The sequence below is a fragment of the Verrucomicrobiaceae bacterium genome (assembly GCA_016713035.1).
Taxonomy (GTDB): domain Bacteria; phylum Verrucomicrobiota; class Verrucomicrobiia; order Verrucomicrobiales; family Verrucomicrobiaceae; genus Prosthecobacter.
Map to the genome: position 1 here is coordinate 69,755 of JADJPW010000007.1, position 15,609 is coordinate 85,363.

12 protein-coding genes are annotated in these 15,609 nt (G+C 60.7%); 3 read left to right on the plus strand and 9 right to left on the minus strand.

Going from position 1 to position 15,609, the window contains the following annotated elements; genetic code table 11:
* Positions 1 to 5: 5 nt before the first annotated feature.
* From IPK32_19685 to IPK32_19710, 6 genes are all read right to left on the minus strand, one after another.
* Positions 6 to 3,329, minus strand: coding sequence for a hypothetical protein (locus IPK32_19685; protein ID MBK8094118.1), 3,324 nt, complete (start codon positions 3,327 to 3,329; stop codon positions 6 to 8).
* A gap of 45 nt (positions 3,330 to 3,374) precedes the next feature.
* Positions 3,375 to 4,478, minus strand: coding sequence for a dihydroorotase (pyrC, locus tag IPK32_19690; GenBank protein MBK8094119.1), 1,104 nt, complete (start codon positions 4,476 to 4,478; stop codon positions 3,375 to 3,377).
* Between the two features lie 319 nt (positions 4,479 to 4,797).
* Positions 4,798 to 7,269: a glycogen/starch/alpha-glucan phosphorylase gene (locus IPK32_19695; protein ID MBK8094120.1), complete on the minus strand. Its 2,472-nt coding sequence runs from the start codon at positions 7,267 to 7,269 to the stop codon at positions 4,798 to 4,800.
* A 108-nt stretch (positions 7,270 to 7,377) separates the two neighbouring features.
* Positions 7,378 to 7,578 (minus strand): hypothetical protein, encoded by a 201-nt coding sequence (locus IPK32_19700; GenBank protein MBK8094121.1) that lies wholly within the window; start codon positions 7,576 to 7,578, stop codon positions 7,378 to 7,380.
* 19 nt (positions 7,579 to 7,597) lie between these two features.
* Positions 7,598 to 7,912 carry a hypothetical protein gene (locus IPK32_19705; GenBank protein ID MBK8094122.1) on the minus strand — a complete coding sequence of 105 codons (315 nt, stop codon included), beginning with the start codon at positions 7,910 to 7,912 and terminating at the stop codon, positions 7,598 to 7,600.
* On the minus strand, positions 7,909 to 8,697 hold the full coding sequence (locus IPK32_19710; protein ID MBK8094123.1) for an RluA family pseudouridine synthase: 789 nt from the start codon (positions 8,695 to 8,697) through the stop codon (positions 7,909 to 7,911). Before IPK32_19710 ends, IPK32_19705 begins: the two co-directional genes overlap by 4 nt.
* A 79-nt stretch (positions 8,698 to 8,776) precedes the next feature.
* On the opposite strand from IPK32_19710, the gene IPK32_19715 reads away from it, so the two are divergent.
* The gene (locus tag IPK32_19715) at positions 8,777 to 10,273 is read left to right on the plus strand and encodes a hypothetical protein (protein MBK8094124.1); all 1,497 of its coding nucleotides are present in this window, start codon (positions 8,777 to 8,779) and stop codon (positions 10,271 to 10,273) included.
* A 13-nt stretch (positions 10,274 to 10,286) separates the two neighbouring features.
* Here the strand turns inward: IPK32_19715 and IPK32_19720 are convergent, their stop codons facing one another.
* On the minus strand, positions 10,287 to 11,243 hold the full coding sequence (locus IPK32_19720) for a phosphoglycerate dehydrogenase (GenBank protein ID MBK8094125.1): 957 nt from the start codon (positions 11,241 to 11,243) through the stop codon (positions 10,287 to 10,289).
* A gap of 49 nt (positions 11,244 to 11,292) precedes the next feature.
* Between IPK32_19720 and IPK32_19725 the strand changes: the two genes are divergently transcribed.
* Positions 11,293 to 11,553, plus strand: a complete 261-nt coding sequence (locus IPK32_19725; protein MBK8094126.1) for a hypothetical protein — start codon at positions 11,293 to 11,295, stop codon at positions 11,551 to 11,553.
* Positions 11,554 to 11,619: 66 nt separating this feature from the next.
* Here the strand turns inward: IPK32_19725 and IPK32_19730 are convergent, their stop codons facing one another.
* Positions 11,620 to 12,054, minus strand: a complete 435-nt coding sequence (locus tag IPK32_19730; GenBank protein MBK8094127.1) for a rhodanese-like domain-containing protein — start codon at positions 12,052 to 12,054, stop codon at positions 11,620 to 11,622.
* Positions 12,051 to 12,746 carry a DUF1573 domain-containing protein gene (locus IPK32_19735; GenBank protein ID MBK8094128.1) on the minus strand — a complete coding sequence of 232 codons (696 nt, stop codon included), beginning with the start codon at positions 12,744 to 12,746 and terminating at the stop codon, positions 12,051 to 12,053. The genes IPK32_19730 and IPK32_19735 overlap by 4 nt, the downstream gene beginning before the upstream one ends.
* 103 nt (positions 12,747 to 12,849) lie before the next feature.
* Between IPK32_19735 and IPK32_19740 the strand changes: the two genes are divergently transcribed.
* A complete protein-coding gene (locus IPK32_19740; GenBank protein ID MBK8094129.1) occupies positions 12,850 to 15,597 on the plus strand; it encodes a phosphoenolpyruvate carboxylase in 2,748 nt (915 codons plus the stop codon).
* Positions 15,598 to 15,609: the final 12 nt, after the last annotated feature.

Here is a 15,609-nt window from a genome sequence, read left to right on the forward strand (position 1 = left end):
GCAGACTACTTCGACTCCAACTTGTTGAAGTAACTATCCAGGCCTGTTTTGAATTCTTCTGGCAGCTCGCGGCCTGCTTTGCCGGTGGATTGACCGACTGGGCGGGCCTCCACCTTTGTAGCGGAGTCATCCGCGTCACCCAGCTCGGCCAAAGCGGCCACACTCGTCGTGGCAGAGCCGCCGCCACCGCCAGGGCTGCCACCGCCACCACCACCGCCTTTAGGATTGGGCCTTTTGGCTTGGAGCAGCAGCTCGATGGCTTCCGTCTCTGCGGCGATGGCGGGCGCACCCGTATCCGGCTTGTCCAGGATGCCGCCGGCCTCCTGCATCACCTGAATCACCGCAGAGAGCAGCTTCAGCTCTTTGCCGAACTTCTCATTCCCATTGGGCAAGTGCAGGATGTCATCCAAGGCACCGCGCACATTCAGTCCGATGCCAAATTGCTTCGAGGCTAGATCCGCTGACTGCTTGGCGAACGATTTGGCTTCGAGTGCAGGGCGAGCGTTTTCGACCTCGCGTGTTTCATCCCGCAGATGCATTTCATCGCGCAGGGCTTTCATCACCTTCAGTACGATCTCTGGCGGCAGGCTCTCGGCGCTGCATGAGCTGCATGCTTTGCACTGGCTAGCGGCCACCATCTCCTCAGCCCAGCGGTCCAGTGTATCGGCCCAGAACTCTGCGCCCACCATGCTGCTGCCACTCAGGTTCACCTCGGCTTGCTCACCGAGCTTGTGCAGAGCCTTCACCACCTGCGTGTCCTTCATTTGGGCGATGACGGTCTTGAAGTGCATCTCCGGTTTGCGGGCGTAGTAAGCCTCCAGATCACTCTGAATGAGACGCACCATCTCACTCTGCTTCTTTTCATGCCCAGCGATCTGTGCAGCATCGCTGACGGGTTGCTTCTCCAGGCCGAAGGCGACCAAGGTCTTCGTATTGAGGTCTTTGGCGGCCACCATTTGGTCGCGTGAGGCTTTTTTGAGCCGTTTGACAAAAGTGCTGGCCTCCAGGCTCGCGAGCACTGCCGCGAGCTCGTCCGAAACACGGGCAAATTCGGCGAGGAGCAGTTTTTGCTCGTTGAGAGCCTCGTCCATTTTTTCCTGGGCGGGTGTTTGCGGTGGTGGTGCGGCCTGCGGGGCTTTGCCATCCTCTTTCGGTGCCGCAGCGGCCATCTGTGTGGTGGGTAATTTCATCACGCTGGGCTTCGGTGCTGCGGGAGCGGCATTGGGGTCCTTTTTGGCCTCTGCGGGCTTGCTCATGCTGCCTTCACGGTCGGTGATGCTGGGCATGTTTTCTTTGGTCTGCGGCTTGTCAGAGGCCTTGGAGCTAGCTGAGCCACTTTTGGGCGATTCGGGGCCATTGGCGATTTGTGGCGCAGAGGGCTTTGAGGGGCTGTTTTGGCCTGCGGGAGTCGATTTGGCAGTTTCGCTGTTTTTGGTCGCTTGAGGGGCCTGCGGTGATGCGCTGGAGGCCTTTGTGTCGCCATTTTTTGCTCCGGCACTCTGCTTCAATAAATCGGCCACACTCGGCATGCGCTTGTCCGAGATGTCTTGCAGAGCCTTCAGCATCGTGGCCCAGGATTCGAGCCGTTTGGCATCGAATTCATCATTGCGGGTGGCCTGTTGCACGAGGCTGCGACCACTTTGATTCAGCGCAGTGAGCCGTGTGGCGTTGGCGTTCTCTGCGCTGGACTGTTGGGCGATCTTGCGGCGGTTTTCCGGCCGGTCCAGATCCGTGGGGCTCATCTGCCGCAGCTCGCGATTGGTGGCGTGGAGTTGCTGCTCGCGCTCATAGGTCTCGCGGGCGGATTCCAGCCATTTGCCGAACTGCTCGGTGAGCCACAGAGCATGATCTGTCTTATTGAGCACTTGGAGCTGGAAGGCCGAGGTGTAGCTGCGTTTCCGGCCAGGCAGATAATCCTCTGCCCAGGCACGGATTTCGATCATCTGCGGCTCCACGCCATCGCGTGTGGCGCTGAAGGTGGCTTTGGCGGCGAGGGAGCGCTTCTCTGGCTGACCAGCGGCGGCGATTTTTTCACCGGCTGTTTTGGAGCCCTCTACACCGTGCCACTCCAGACCCACGCGACTCACTCCGAAGTCATCTTCCGCATCGAGCTCAAAGGCGACGACTTCATGGTCCAAGACGACCATCTCCGGCGTTTCGCGACGAGCGGAGAGACGCGGCGCCTCATCCGCCACGGCGTGCAGACGCAGCACCAGTGGCTCACGCGGCTCTAGGCCATCGCGATCACGCCAGGTGACCTTTTTCTCTGCGTCTGCGGTGATCTCACTGAAAGTGGTGGTCACTTTTTCTCCAGAGACGTGCTGCGCGGCGCCATCGAGCTCTGCGGTGGCCAGCTCACGGCTGGCGGTGGCCTCCAAGGCGGCTTGAGCACCACGGAGCACGCTGACCGTGCCGCCACGCACCTCGGTGACGGGCTCTGTTTGATACTTTAAATAAGCAGGCAGTCGGGTGCGGACGGCCAGTGTCGTCAGCTCGGGTCTAGGCTTTGGCTCGATGCGCAGCGTCTCACGCACATCGCCGAGGGAGAGGCTGAGTTCCGTGTCCTGCTTCAGCGGTGGCAGGGGCAGTGAGTAGGAGCCGTCTTTCAATGCTGCGCGGATGGCGGGTTGGCCATCGAGATGAGCGCGTGCCTGCTCTGGCGACCAGCGAGTGCTGGGATCGAGAGTCACCTTTAGCCGCGCCGGCTCGGACAGTGGGATGACGAGGCGCTGCGGCAAGGGCTGGATGCGTGCAAAGGTGAAGCGTGCGATGTCACGCCACGGCATGGCCCAGCGCTGCGCCGCATTCCACGCAGCCTCCGGCACGCCAAAAGCGGCAGCCGCCACGAGCACCGCTGCACCCGCCAGCGCCCGGCCCCAGAAGGCATGCCGCGCCTCTGGCACGGCGTGAGAGAAGTCCTTGTCCCGCACGGCCTCAGCGGCCTGATCCATGGCGGCCTGCACCAGCCGCTCGCTGCGTGAGGCATCCTCATGCCGTGATAGCTCGACGATGCCCAGGAGCTGATCGCCGAGGCGTGGGAATTTGTGACGCAGCAGCCGCGCCGCGTCCTCCAGGCGGCGCTGACGCCAGACCCAGCGGTGCCATTTCAGCGGCAGTCCCAGACCCGGCACTGCCACACCGGCGAGCATCAGCGTCCAGCGTAGCCAAACCGGCGTGTCGATGACGCGATCGAGCACAAATAGCAGCAACCAAGAAACAAGCAGGCCGGCGAGTCCGGCGAGCACGCCTTCGAGGAGCTTCACGATCCAGACCCTGCGGCGGAAGTCAGCGAGCTTGGTTTCCAGAACTGGTGGCAGTACTGTTTTCATGGCCCGGATTGTGCACGGAAGGCGCAGCCGATGCCAGCATGAAAATCACGCCTTTGGCCCCAAGAGCCGCCAGGTCAGCTCCAGGCCCATGCCCAGCGGTAGTGGCGTGATGGGGCCAGCCGGTGAATCGAGCAGCGACATCTGCGAAGGGGCTTTCTCCATCTGAAAGCACTGCTCCGAGGCCGGGAAGCCATAAAAGGCCGGACCGTTCAGACACAGGAAGCACTCGAAGAGTGTCTGCCCATCCTGCGTGCCCAGATCGACTCCTGCTTGCTCAAAAGCCATCGCATAGAGCTGCGGCGCACATCCACCGGTGAAGCAACCCGCTGCGCAGCCGCAGGCCGTGGCCTTCGTCGCATGAGGAGCGCTATCCGTGCCGGCGAAAAACTTGCTTTGGCCAGCCGTGGTGACCGCCGCACGCAGAGCCGCGCGATCTTGCTGAAACTTCACGATCGGCAGGCAGTAGAGGTGGTATTTCAGCCCCTGAATCAGATGCCCCAACGTGTAGAGCAGGTGCTGTGGCGTGATCGTGGCGCCGACATGACTCGGTGCAGCAGCGACGAACTCTGCCGCCACACGCGTGGTGATATGCTCACAGACGATGCGCAGCCTCGGATGCGCTGCGAGCAGCCGTGGCATGCGCTCACGGTAAAACTGCGTCTCTGCATTCTGCTGTGCATCGAGGTAATCCGGCCCACTCAGTGCATGCTGCTCCCCGTGGATGCAGAGGATGACGCCCGCGTCCTCCATCGCCTTCAGCACCTCACCGCCGATGAGATCATCCATCGGCAAGCCGTGTTCCGCATTCGTGGTGCCATGCGGAGGGTAGTATTTGCAGGCCCGCAGGATGCCTGCGGCAGCTCCTTCACGGATCATCGCCGCAGTCGTCTGTCGGGTGAGGTAGAGCGGCACGATCAGTTGCTCAAAACCACCCGCACCCGCAGCCCGCAGCTCGGCCGAGTAGCTCTCGATGGACCAGGCATCTGCCTCCGCTGCGCCAGACACGCGAGCCACCGGAGGCTGCGTATTGGGCATCGCCAGAGCCCCCGCGCAGCCCATGTCGTGATGGGCCTGGATATAAGCGGCCATCGCTGGGCCTTGGCGGAAGTGCGTGTGAAGGTCAAACCATCGCGGAAGAGTGAGAGTCATGCCTGTCCGGGTAGAGCGGGCCTGTGCGCTAGCAATGCCGAAATAGTGGATAAAACAGCTCCACGCTCCTACTCAGGCAGCCTCAGCAACGCTCATTCAATTAAGTCTGGCTACTTTCCGGGTTTTCGAGAGCGCGGTAGCGTTCTGGAGTGCTCCAGTCCTCTGGAGCTTTGCGCAGGCCTGTGGACGCTCGAAAAGCTCCACAGGGGTGGAGCACTCCAGGACGCTGTCGCGTTTTTCGCAGGGTGTGACCGCTTAGGCCGCGGATTGGCCTAGCGGGGCAGTTTGATCGAGGACGAGTAGGATTCGCCTACGGCGGTTATGGCACGGCCACTTGCGGCAGGTTCCACACTTTCTCGGCGTATTGCAGAATGGTGCGGTCGCTGCTGAATTTGCCGACGCGGGCGGTGTTGAGGATGGCTTTCCGTGTCCACTCGGAGGTGTTTTGGTAAGCGACGCTGACTTTTTCCTGCGCGGCGACGTAGGCGTCGTAGTCAGCCAGGACGAGGAAAGGATCGCCGTGGTGGAGGAGGCTGTCGCGGAGGGGCTTGAAGTCATCTGCGTTGCCGGTGAAGGCGTCGCTGGTGAGCCAGTCCAGGCTGAGGCGCAGGTCTTCGCTGGCCCAGTAGTAGTCCATGGGGTTGTAGCCTTTGGCGCGGAGCTCGGTGACTTCTTCGACGGTGAGGCCAAAGATGAAGATGTTGTCGTCGCCGACTTCTTCGAGGATTTCGACATTGGCACCGTCGAGCGTGCCGATGGTGAGGGCTCCGTTGAGGGCGAGCTTCATGTTGCCAGTGCCGCTGGCCTCCTTGCCAGCGGTGGAGATTTGCTCGCTGAGATCCGCAGCGGGAATGATGCGCTCGGCGAGAGTGACGCCGTAGTTCGGGAGGAAGACGACTTTCAATTTGCCACCGATGCGGGGGTCATTGTTCACCTTTGCGGCGAGAGCATTGATGGCGTGGATGATGTTTTTGGCCAGGTAGTAGCCGGGGGCGGCCTTGGCGCCGAAAATGAAGACGCGGGGTGCTGTGTCGAGCTGCGGATCGAGCAGCAGTCGGCGGTAGAGGCTGACGATGTGGAGGAGGTTGAGGTGCTGACGCTTGTACTCATGCAGGCGCTTGATTTGCACATCAAAGAGCGCATCCGGGCTGACGCAGACGCCACAGGTGTCCTGGATGATTTTGGCGAGGCGGACTTTGTGACCGCGCTTGATGTCGTGGAAGCGTTTCTGGAAGGCAGCATCGGTGGCGAAGCGCTCCAGCTCACGCAGCTTGTCCGCGTCTTTGCGCCAGCCGAGGCCGATGCTCTCGGTGATGAGCGTGGAGAGCTCAGGGTTACACACATCGAGCCAACGGCGGAAGGTGACGCCGTTGGTGAGATTGAGGAAGCGCTCGGGGTAGAGAGCGTGGAATTCTGGGAAGAGCCGCTCGCAGAGCAGGCGTGTGTGCAGTGCAGCGACACCATTCGTGGCGTGGGAGCCCAGCACGCTGAGGTGGGCCATGCGCACGGCTTTGTGGCCACCACTGCCTTCTTCGATGAGGGAGAGCGCACGCTTCTTTTCGTTATCGCCGGGCCACTTGGCCTCCACGTCGCCGCTGAGGAAGGCTTGATTGATCTGGTAAATGATCTGGAGATGCCGTGGCAGGACTCGCTCAAAGAGGCTGACGCTCCAGGTCTCCAATGCCTCGGGGAGGAGGGTGTGGTTCGTGTAGCCGAAGGTTTTTTGGCAAATATCCCAGGCCTGTGCCCAATCGAGGTTTTCTTCATCGACGAGGATGCGCATGAGCTCGGGGATGGCGACGGCAGGATGCGTGTCGTTGAGCTGGATGGCGGCCGTGGTGGGGAATTCGCTCCAGGGCAGGTTGTAGCCGCCTTTGAAGCGGCGGATGATGTCGGCGAGCGAGCAGGCGACAAAGAAGTACTGCTGCACGAGGCGCAGTTCCTTGCCGGACTCGGTGCTGTCGTTCGGGTAGAGCACTTTGGACACGGTCTCGGCGATGGCTTTTTCACGCACGGCATCGGTGTAGCTGCCTTCGTTGAAGACTTGGAAATTAAAGTCCTCATCCGCCTGTGCTTCCCACAGGCGCAGCACATTCACGGTGTGCGAGTCATAGCCGACGATGGGGATGTCCCACGGCAGGCCGAGCAGGCGCTTGCCCTCGATCCATTCAAAGTGTGGATGCCCGACATCGTCGAATTTTTGCACCACATGGCCATAGAGGCGGATGTTTTGGCGATACGATGGCCGTGCGATCTTCCAGGGGGAGCCGTCACGCATCCAGGCGTCTGGATGCTCGACCTGTTTGCCATTCACGAACTCCTGCCGGAAGAGGCCGAACTCATAATGGATGCCGTAGCCGATGGCGGGCAGGTTCAGCGTGCTGAGAGAGTCGAGGAAGCACGCAGCGAGACGCCCGAGGCCGCCGTTTCCGAGGCCCATATCCGGCTCCCGTGCGAGCAGCGTGTCCAAATCCTTGCCACAAGCCGCCAGGGCCTGCTTGGTGTGATCATAGAGGCCGGAGTTGCGCAGATTATTCTCCAGCAAGCGGCCCATGAGGTACTCCAGCGAGAGGTAATGCACCCGGCGCACCCCCTCCTGGCGGTGCAGCGTGCGGGACTTCGTGGCCATGTCCATCACGCGGTCACGCACCGCGAGCGAGGTGGCGACGAACCAGTCATTCTCCGAAGCAGACTTCACATAAGCACCCAGCGTGAAACGCAGGTGATTGGTGATGGAGAGTTTGAGGGCTTCAGTCGAGTCGGAGGGCGGGCAATTAGCGGGGGATTCCATGGGAACCTCCTGAGTGCGCAGCTTTGGTGCCAAATCAAACGCGCATCTCTGTCGATTTAGCTACCGATCTTGTGAGCATGGGGCGCAGGGCCAAAAATAGGCCTCCTGCTAGGACCAGTAGCCCTCATCACGCCATTCGCGGCCCTTCATGAATAGCCAGAAGGCTGCGAATGGCGAAAAAACGACCCACTTTACGGCGTCGTTGCCGAACGACGGCCCTATAAACAATAAAAAGGCCGAAACAGGGATCAGCACGATCATACCGATGATGCCCGCACGGTAGAACAAAGGACCGAGGTCGCTTTTCATGGCCGCTCGGTCTTGGGATTCAGTTTTTCTTCTCCAGCGAGGTGATCTGGTATTCCTTCGCGAGGTCGCCGAGGGCGGCCATGGCGGTGTCTTTGGTGACGGCAGCGTTTTTGGCGACGATGGTGATTTTGTTCACGCCTTCTTTTTCGCCTTTGGTGATCTTGATGGATTCGACGCCGGGGAGCTTGGCGGTGAGGGCCTCGGTGACGTGGGCGCTGCATGCGGCGCAGACGACGCCGGTGATGTCGCCTTGATAAGTCGTCGCTGGATCAACGGCGAAGGATTGGACGGCGAAGGCAAGAACAGCGGCGAGGAGGAGGGCGAGGTGTTTCATGGTGACGGAGTCTGATATGGAATCTGTGCGGCGGCAAGCACGGCGATGAGGTCCGGCGGCAGCGGGGCGGTGATGGCGAGGTTTTGCCCACTGGCAGGGTGTTTCAGCCGCAAAATCTGCGCATGAAGAAACAAGCGTCGTGCTCCGAGGGTCTTCCGCATGGCCTTATTGCGCTCGAAGTGGCCGTACACGTCATCGCCGATGAGGTGCAGGTTTCGCGAGGCGGCCTGGACGCGGATTTGATGCGTTTTTCCGGTGATGAGGTCGATTTCCAGTAGGGCGAGGCGATGCGCGGTGCTGTAATGAAGGAGGCGATAGTGCGCTTCGGCGTTCGGTCGCAGGCCGCGCTTCACGGCGGTGCGGACTTGGTGGCGCTCGTGCTCGGTGGCGAGGTGATCGAGCCAGACGCCGTCGTTTTTCAGCCCACCGCCGCCGCAGAGGGCGAGGTAGGTTTTGCGCACCTGCTCGGCCTCGAAGGCCGCGCGGAGGCTGTCGGCCGTTTTTTCGTCTTTTGCGGCCAAAAGCACGCCGGAGGTGTCTTGATCGAGCCGGTGGATGAGATGCACGGGGCCACCCGGAGAGTGAAAAACACGCTTTTCGGCATCGTAGCGGCCCTCGAAGGCGCTGCGCTGTGGTTTGGCGCTTTTCGGGTTCGGGTGCGAGAGCACGCCATGCGGCTTGTCCACGATGAGGAGGTGCCGGTCCTCATGCAGGACGGGGCAGGTGGTGCTGGGGTGCGGTGTGGGCATTTGCAGACGTGCAGATGGATGGCAGAGGTGCGGCACTTTGCTTCGGAAAAGCGGATATTTTTCGTCAAAGTCGAGGCTTCACAGCGCCGCACTCTCCATGTTAAAGCATGGGATCATGTCGCTCCCTACCCGCCTCCTCTGTGCCGCTTTTTTACTGCTCCGATCCGGTCTGGTGGCACAGACGCCCTTCGGCATCCAGGTGGTGGATGAGCAAACTGGGCGCGGAGTGCCGCTGATCACCCTGACGACGACCAACCACATCACTCACACGAGCGATAGCGCCGGATGGATCGCCTTTGACGAGCCAGGACTGATGGAGCGAGAGGTTTTCTTCAAAGTCAGCGGCCCCGGCTACGCTGCGGCGAAGGATGGCTTTGGGATTGCTGGGGTGCGGCTCACGCCGCGTCACGGCGAGCAAAGCGTGGTGAAAGTGACGCGGGTGAACATCGCCGAGCGGCTCTACCGCATCACGGGACAGGGCATCTACCGCGACAGCACTCTACTGGGCCTGGAGTCCCCGCTGCCACGTCCGAATCTCTTTGCGGATGTGATGGGCCAGGACTCCGTCCAGGTGGCGAAATGGCGTGGCCGCCTCTTCTGGATCTGGGGAGATACGAACCGCCCGGAGTATCCATTGGGGAACTTCCACAGCACCGCCGCATGGAGCGATCTGGCGGATCAGGGCGGCGTCGATCCTGCCCTGGGTATCCACTTTGAGCACATCACAGGTGAGGATGGACGTGTGGCGAAAATGATCCCGGTGAAGGAGCCCGGCCCCGTGTGGCTCTTTGGCATGCTCACCGTGCAGGACAGTGATGGGGCGGAGCATCTCGTCGCCCACTACTCGCGGCAAAAAGATCTCGGCACACGCGTGGAGCATGGACTCGCGGAGTATGATGAGTCGAAGCGGATCTTCATCCGCAGCACCCAGCTCGGGGAGGAGTTCCAGTGGCAGTATCCCCAGCACCAGGCTGTCCGTGCCAGCGGCACTGCGCAGGACGGCACCCAGAGGGAGTACTTTTACTTCGCTGGCCCCTTTTGCCTCACGCGAGTCCCAGCCATCTACGATCAAGTGATGAATCCCTCCTCTTATGAAGCACTGATTTGGTCCCAGGAAGCAGAGCGGCATGTGTGGCAATCTGCGCAGCCACCGCTCACCCAAGAGCAGGAAGCGGCACTCGTGCGCAGCAAAAAAATGCCCTTAGACAAAGCCCTGCTCCAAGTCACCGACGCCGCGACGGGCAAACTCCTGCACCTGCATGCAGGCAGTGTGCGGTGGAATGCACACCGCCAGCGCTGGGTGCTCATCGCCGTCCAACAGGAAGGTGCAGAGTCCTATCTCGGTGAGGTCTGGTATGCGGAGTCCACACAGATCGAAGGCCCGTGGCGCAAGGCTGTGAAAATAGCCAGCCACCCGCGCTACTCTTTTTACAATCCAGATCATCACGACTTCTTCGATCAAAAGGATGGCCGCTTCATTTTCTTTGAAGGCACTTACGCGGAGACATTCTCTGGCAATCCCACACCGACGCCCCGCTACGACTACAATCAGCTCATGTACCGGCTCGATCTCGACGATCCTCGGCTCAAAGCGGCCCAGACAGGCAAGTAAGGCACTCCGATACTCAGAATTTATTCGCCTGGATCACATCTGGCTGCCCAGAGAGGAAATTCACCAGATTCAGCGTCGCCCGCATCGCCTGACGAGGCACGCTTTCATAGGTGCGTGAGCCGATGTGCGGCGTGATCAGTGCTTTCGGATGCTTCAGGAGAGGGTGATCCGCAGGCGGCGGCTCCTCGTCGAGCACGTCCGTCGCATAACCGCCCAGTTTGCCGCCATCCAGGGCAGCGATCACGTCTGGCATGTGGACCAGCTCTGCACGGGAAGTATTGACCACCAGCAGCTCCGGCTTAGACAGAGCTAGACGAGCAGCATTGACGAGATGCCGCGTGCTTTCGCTCAGGTTCGCATGCAGGCTCAAGACATCGAGATGGGGCAGCATCGTCTCGATCTGCTCATGGCGGTTGACACCATTCTCGGTGGCGAATTTTTCAGGCCAATAGGGATCTAGCGCATGCACTTTCATGCCAAAAGCCAGCGCCCGCTTCGCCACTTCTTGGCCGATTCGGCCGAGACCGACGATGCCGATGGTTTTATTCCAGATCTCATGCCCGGTGACTCGCTTCCACTGCCCATTGCGGACAGAATTGGCCGAATCGACCAAATTCCTCACCAAAGCCAGCAGCAGGCAAAATGTGTGCTCTGCGACCGTGGTGTGATTCACGCCTGGGGTGAACAAAACGGGCATTTTCCTCTCGGTGCAGGCTGCGACGTCGATCTTATCCAATCCGATCCCGTATTTTGAAATCACCCGCAGACGCGGGGCGGACTTCTCCAGCACGGCGAGGGTGATCTCATCATCACCGCAAAGGAAACCGTCAAAATCACCCGCGAGCTCCAACATACGCTTCTCTGGCAGGGGGCCACGCTCACGATGGATGTCATAGCCCTGTGCCGCCAGTAGGGCGTGATGGTCGCCGGGAGTGTCTTGGTAGCTCGTGGTGGTCAGGAGGATGCGCATGGGCTGGATTTTGATTTGGGAATTCTGAAATCGGACTTAGAGGAAAAGCATGGGACAAAACGAAATCGAGCGCAACCTGGGTGTGCAACCTCTGGAGACCATTCTCAACGAAATGGCACTGGGAAACCACGACCTCGTCTCCGCCAGTGAAGAGCCCATCACGCACAAAGCCATTGCCCGGGCCCGCAAAGGCCGCCGCCTCACTCCGCACATGCAGCAGCGTGTCGCCGCTGCGCTGAACCGCGTGATCTCGCTGCAAGGCCGCACCATTGAGCGTGAATATGGTGTGAGCGATCTCTTCACCTACTGAGTCCATCGCGTGGATGCGGTGATGGTAAGGAGGGCTGTCGTTTTTGTCGCTCTGCGATGCAGAGGCTCACTGCTCGCGGCTTTCCCAGGCAGTCCAACCGCCTTTGAGGACAAAGGCGTGCTGCACGAGGCTTAGCTCACGCAGTTTTTCCATGATTTTGCGGCTCGCTTCGCATTTTTGGCCGCTGCAGTAGATGACGACGGGCTTGTCATTGCGCTGGAGTGTCTCCAGGAGGGAGAGGATCTGGTCATCGAAGGCCTGTTCGTTCAAAAGGAGGGCTCCAGGGATGTGGCCGGCGTCGTAGAGCTCCTGGGGCCGTGCGTCGATCCATAATACAGCACCGCCGAAACGCTCCTGGATCATCGGGATGGAGACTTCATCGTCCCGAAGAGGCTCCTGGACCAAATGCAGCGCTGGAGCACGCGGATGCCATGCATGCACAGCGAGCGCAGCGATGGCGCTGAGAGCCAAAATGACGGCAGCTTGCCAGAGGGCCTTCATTTCGTGTCAGAGGGTGTCGCGGCGGCATCTGCTGGCTTGTTGTAGATGCTGAAGAAAGCGAGATGGCGCTGGAATTTTGGCACTTTGCTCTCGGTTTCGATTTTGAGTGCTCCGAGGGTGACTTCCTTCGTCGTCTTTGGTTTTATGGAGATGAGATACTCGCGTCCGGGCTTCACTTCCTTCCAGGAGAAGTCCACATTTTCGCGGGTGGAGGTCAGTTTGAGGAGCTTCATCGGCTCATCGCCGAGGATGAGCATCTTGGTGGTCTTTTCGGTGGGTTCTTCACCGATCCACCATTGCAGCGTCTTGGGCTCGATGCTGACGACTTCTGGGATGTCGAGGACGAAGGTGATTTCCCATTCGGCCTGCTCTGGGTCGTCCGTCATGACTTGGAGGATTTTTTCGTGCCGGCCGACAAAGCTACCGAGGCTAAAAACAGCGGTGCCGCTGCCTTCCTCACCGGGTGCATAGACGGTTTTGTCCAGCTCAGCTTTCAGGCATGAGCAGCCGCTATGGAGGCTGAGGATTTTGACGGGTTTGCTGCCTTTGTTGCGGAATTTGAAGACGGAGGTCACCTCTTCGTCCACAGGCTTGGCTTTGACTTCGATGACGGGCGTTTCCAGCGCTAGCTCAGCCCGTGCCGCCGCGACGAGCATGAGCAGAAGGGAGTAGGTGAGGATGTTTTTCATCATAGCGCTGGGAAAATAGCACAAATCCTACCCAGCGTGGCAAGTGATTCACGATTCATCGTTTGCCCGGCCTGAGTCCTGCTTAACGGTGAAGTGACCATTTCTCATGCCTGCCGCCCATTCTGCCCCATCGCTCCGCTCTCTCGGTTTTCAGCTTCTCGAAGACGATCTGCGCTATCTCATGCAGGCCTTTGCGGAGGTGCTGCGGCGCATGGGGGAGCCTGGACTGGCAGCGCGGCTGCCGTGGGTCAATGAGGTGGAGCTGGGGGATGAAAAGCCCAGCCGCTCACTGGGACAGGCCTATTCGATCGCTTTTCAGCTCCTCAATATCGTGGAGGAGCGTGCGGCATCTCAGGTGCGGCGTCTGCGGGAGAAGCAGCTCGGCCCGCAGTCGGAGAAAGGTCTGTGGCCGGACAATTTGCAGGAGATGATCGCTCTAGGGCTCTCCCAAGATGACATCCTGGGAGTGCTACGCAGCATCGCCGTGGAGCCCGTGCTCACGGCGCATCCGACGGAGGCGAAGCGGGAGACGGTGCGTGATCTGCATCTGGAAATCTACAGCCTGATGAATCGGCATGAAAATGCCGCCTACACGCCGCGTGAGCAGGACCGCATCCACCGCCAGCTCCAGACGCAGCTCGAGTGCCTGTGGCGCACAGGGGAGATCCATGTCACGCGGCCGAGCATCGAGGCGGAGCTACAAAATGCGCTGCATTACCTGCGGGAGGTGTTCCCAGAGGCACTCAGCCGTGCCCACATCACGCTGCGAGAGAGCTGGCAGGCGGCGGGCTTCAATCCACGGAAAATCGACGAATTGCGCCCGCTGCTGCGCTTTGGCTCCTGGATCGGCGGGGACCGCGATGGGCACCCCTTTGTCACGGCAGACATCACCGCACATGCGCTGCGGCAGATGCGTCGGAATGCCCTGCGCGTGCATCGCCGCTCACTGGAGTCCCTGGCGACGAATCTGCCCCTGAGCATGCTTTTCCAGGTGAAGCCGCCGCTTTTGACAGAGCTGCATGAAAAACTGGCCTCCTCGCTGCATGCAGAGCCGCACACGGACCTGGCTTACATTCTGGAGCGGAACAAAGAAGAGCCCTGGCGCTGCGTGGTCTATCTGATGCGTGCCAAGGTGCTGCTCGCTATCGAGAAGCCAGAATCGAATGCGGCGTATGCGCAGCCTGCGGAGCTCCTGGCTGATCTGGATACCTTTGCGGCCACGCTGCATGAGGTGGGTGCCTCTGCGCTGGTGAGTGACCTGATCGTGCCCTTCCGGCAGCGGGTGCTGGCGTTTGGCTTTCACGGTGCAGCGCTCGATGTACGGCAAAACTCTGCCTTTCATGAGAAAGCACTCGATCAACTGCTCCGCGCTGCCGGTTTGCTGGATGGACGCAGCTTTATCGAATGGAGTGTGGAGGAAAAACGCACGCTGTTGGACCGCGAGCTGCGCTCGCCACGGCCCTTTCTGGCACCGGGCATCTCTGCTGGGCCAGAGGCAGACACCGTGCTGGCGAGCCACCGCGTCCTGGCCGCGCACATCGCCGCCCATGGCACGGAGGGGCTCGGTTCACTCATGGTGTCGATGACACGACGCGTGGAGGATTTACTCATCGTCTATCTGCTCGCTCGTGAGGCTGGCTTGGCCGAATGGACGACAGACGGCCTGCGCTGCCCGCTGCCAGTGGTGCCCTTGTTTGAGACGATGGATGATCTCGTGGCCGGTCCAGGCATTGTGCACGATTTCCTCGATCATCCGGTGACACGGCGCAGCATCCGCGGCGAGGGCGCGGTGTTTCAGGTTATGGTGGGCTACTCGGACTCGAACAAAGACTGCGGCATCTTGGCCAGTCAATGGGCGCTGCATCGTGCGCAGGCGGCGCTGACGAAAACGATCACCGAGCATGGTGCACGGCCCGTCTTCTTCCACGGACGCGGTGGCACGGTGGGACGCGGCGCAGGGCCGACGCACTGGTTCATGGAGGCGCTGCCGCATGGCTCGCTGAGCGGCAGCATGCGCATGACGGAGCAGGGAGAGACGATCGCGCAAAAATACGCTCACCTGGGCTCCGCAGTGTATAATGCGGAGCTGCTGATCGCCTCCGCCGCAGCGACGACGGCGCGGCATCGCTTCGCGAAGCGTGAGACGCCCTCCATCGAGCCCATCCTCGATCAAATCGCGGCGGACAGTCGCGATGCTTACCGCGCCCTGCTGCAAGCGCCGGGATTTGTGCCGTTTTACCGCTCTGCGACGCCGATTGATGCGCTGGAGAACTCCCGCATCGGCTCACGCCCCGCACGGCGCACAGGCCAAGCCACGCTGGATGACCTGCGAGCCATCCCGTGGGTGTTTTCGTGGACGCAGGCACGCTTTTACCTGCCAGGCTGGTTCGGAGCGGGCTCCGCTTTGGCAAAGCTACGCACGGAGCGCCCAGCGGACCTCGAAGCACTGATCACCGCGCTGCCGCACTCTCCCTTCGTGCAGTATGTGCTCACGAATATCGAAAGCTCGCTCGTCAGTGCGAATATCGGGCTCATGCGAGCCTACGCAGCGCTGGTGCCAGATGTGGAAATGCGTGAGCGCTTCCTCAGCCTCATCCTGCGTGAGCATGAGACTACCCGCGTCATTTTGGAGCACATTTTCAAAGGCACCTTCGCCGAGCGGCGTCCGCGACTGGCCTACACGCTGGACATCCGCGAGGAGCCGCTGCGTGTGCTGCACCTTCAGCAGATCGATCTGCTGAAGGACTGGCGTGGCCTATTGCAAAAAGGCGATCAAGCCAGCGCCGATGCGATGATCCCCGATCTGCTCATCTCCATCAATGCCATCGCCTCTGGCCTACGCACGACGGGCTGATCCGGGGAGGCT

Coding starts and splice junctions, on each gene's coding strand:
- IPK32_19720 (MBK8094125.1), bottom strand. CDS start 11,243: ATGCGCATCCTCCTGACCACCACGAGCTACCAAGACACTCCCGGCGAC.
- IPK32_19695 (MBK8094120.1), bottom strand. CDS start 7,269: ATGGAATCCCCCGCTAATTGCCCGCCCTCCGACTCGACTGAAGCCCTC.
- IPK32_19740 (MBK8094129.1), top strand. CDS start 12,850: ATGCCTGCCGCCCATTCTGCCCCATCGCTCCGCTCTCTCGGTTTTCAG.
- IPK32_19715 (MBK8094124.1), top strand. CDS start 8,777: ATGTCGCTCCCTACCCGCCTCCTCTGTGCCGCTTTTTTACTGCTCCGA.
- IPK32_19700 (MBK8094121.1), bottom strand. CDS start 7,578: ATGAAAAGCGACCTCGGTCCTTTGTTCTACCGTGCGGGCATCATCGGT.
- IPK32_19730 (MBK8094127.1), bottom strand. CDS start 12,054: ATGAAGGCCCTCTGGCAAGCTGCCGTCATTTTGGCTCTCAGCGCCATC.
- IPK32_19685 (MBK8094118.1), bottom strand. CDS start 3,329: ATGAAAACAGTACTGCCACCAGTTCTGGAAACCAAGCTCGCTGACTTC.
- IPK32_19705 (MBK8094122.1), bottom strand. CDS start 7,912: ATGAAACACCTCGCCCTCCTCCTCGCCGCTGTTCTTGCCTTCGCCGTC.
- pyrC (MBK8094119.1), bottom strand. CDS start 4,478: ATGACTCTCACTCTTCCGCGATGGTTTGACCTTCACACGCACTTCCGC.
- IPK32_19735 (MBK8094128.1), bottom strand. CDS start 12,746: ATGATGAAAAACATCCTCACCTACTCCCTTCTGCTCATGCTCGTCGCG.
- IPK32_19725 (MBK8094126.1), top strand. CDS start 11,293: ATGGGACAAAACGAAATCGAGCGCAACCTGGGTGTGCAACCTCTGGAG.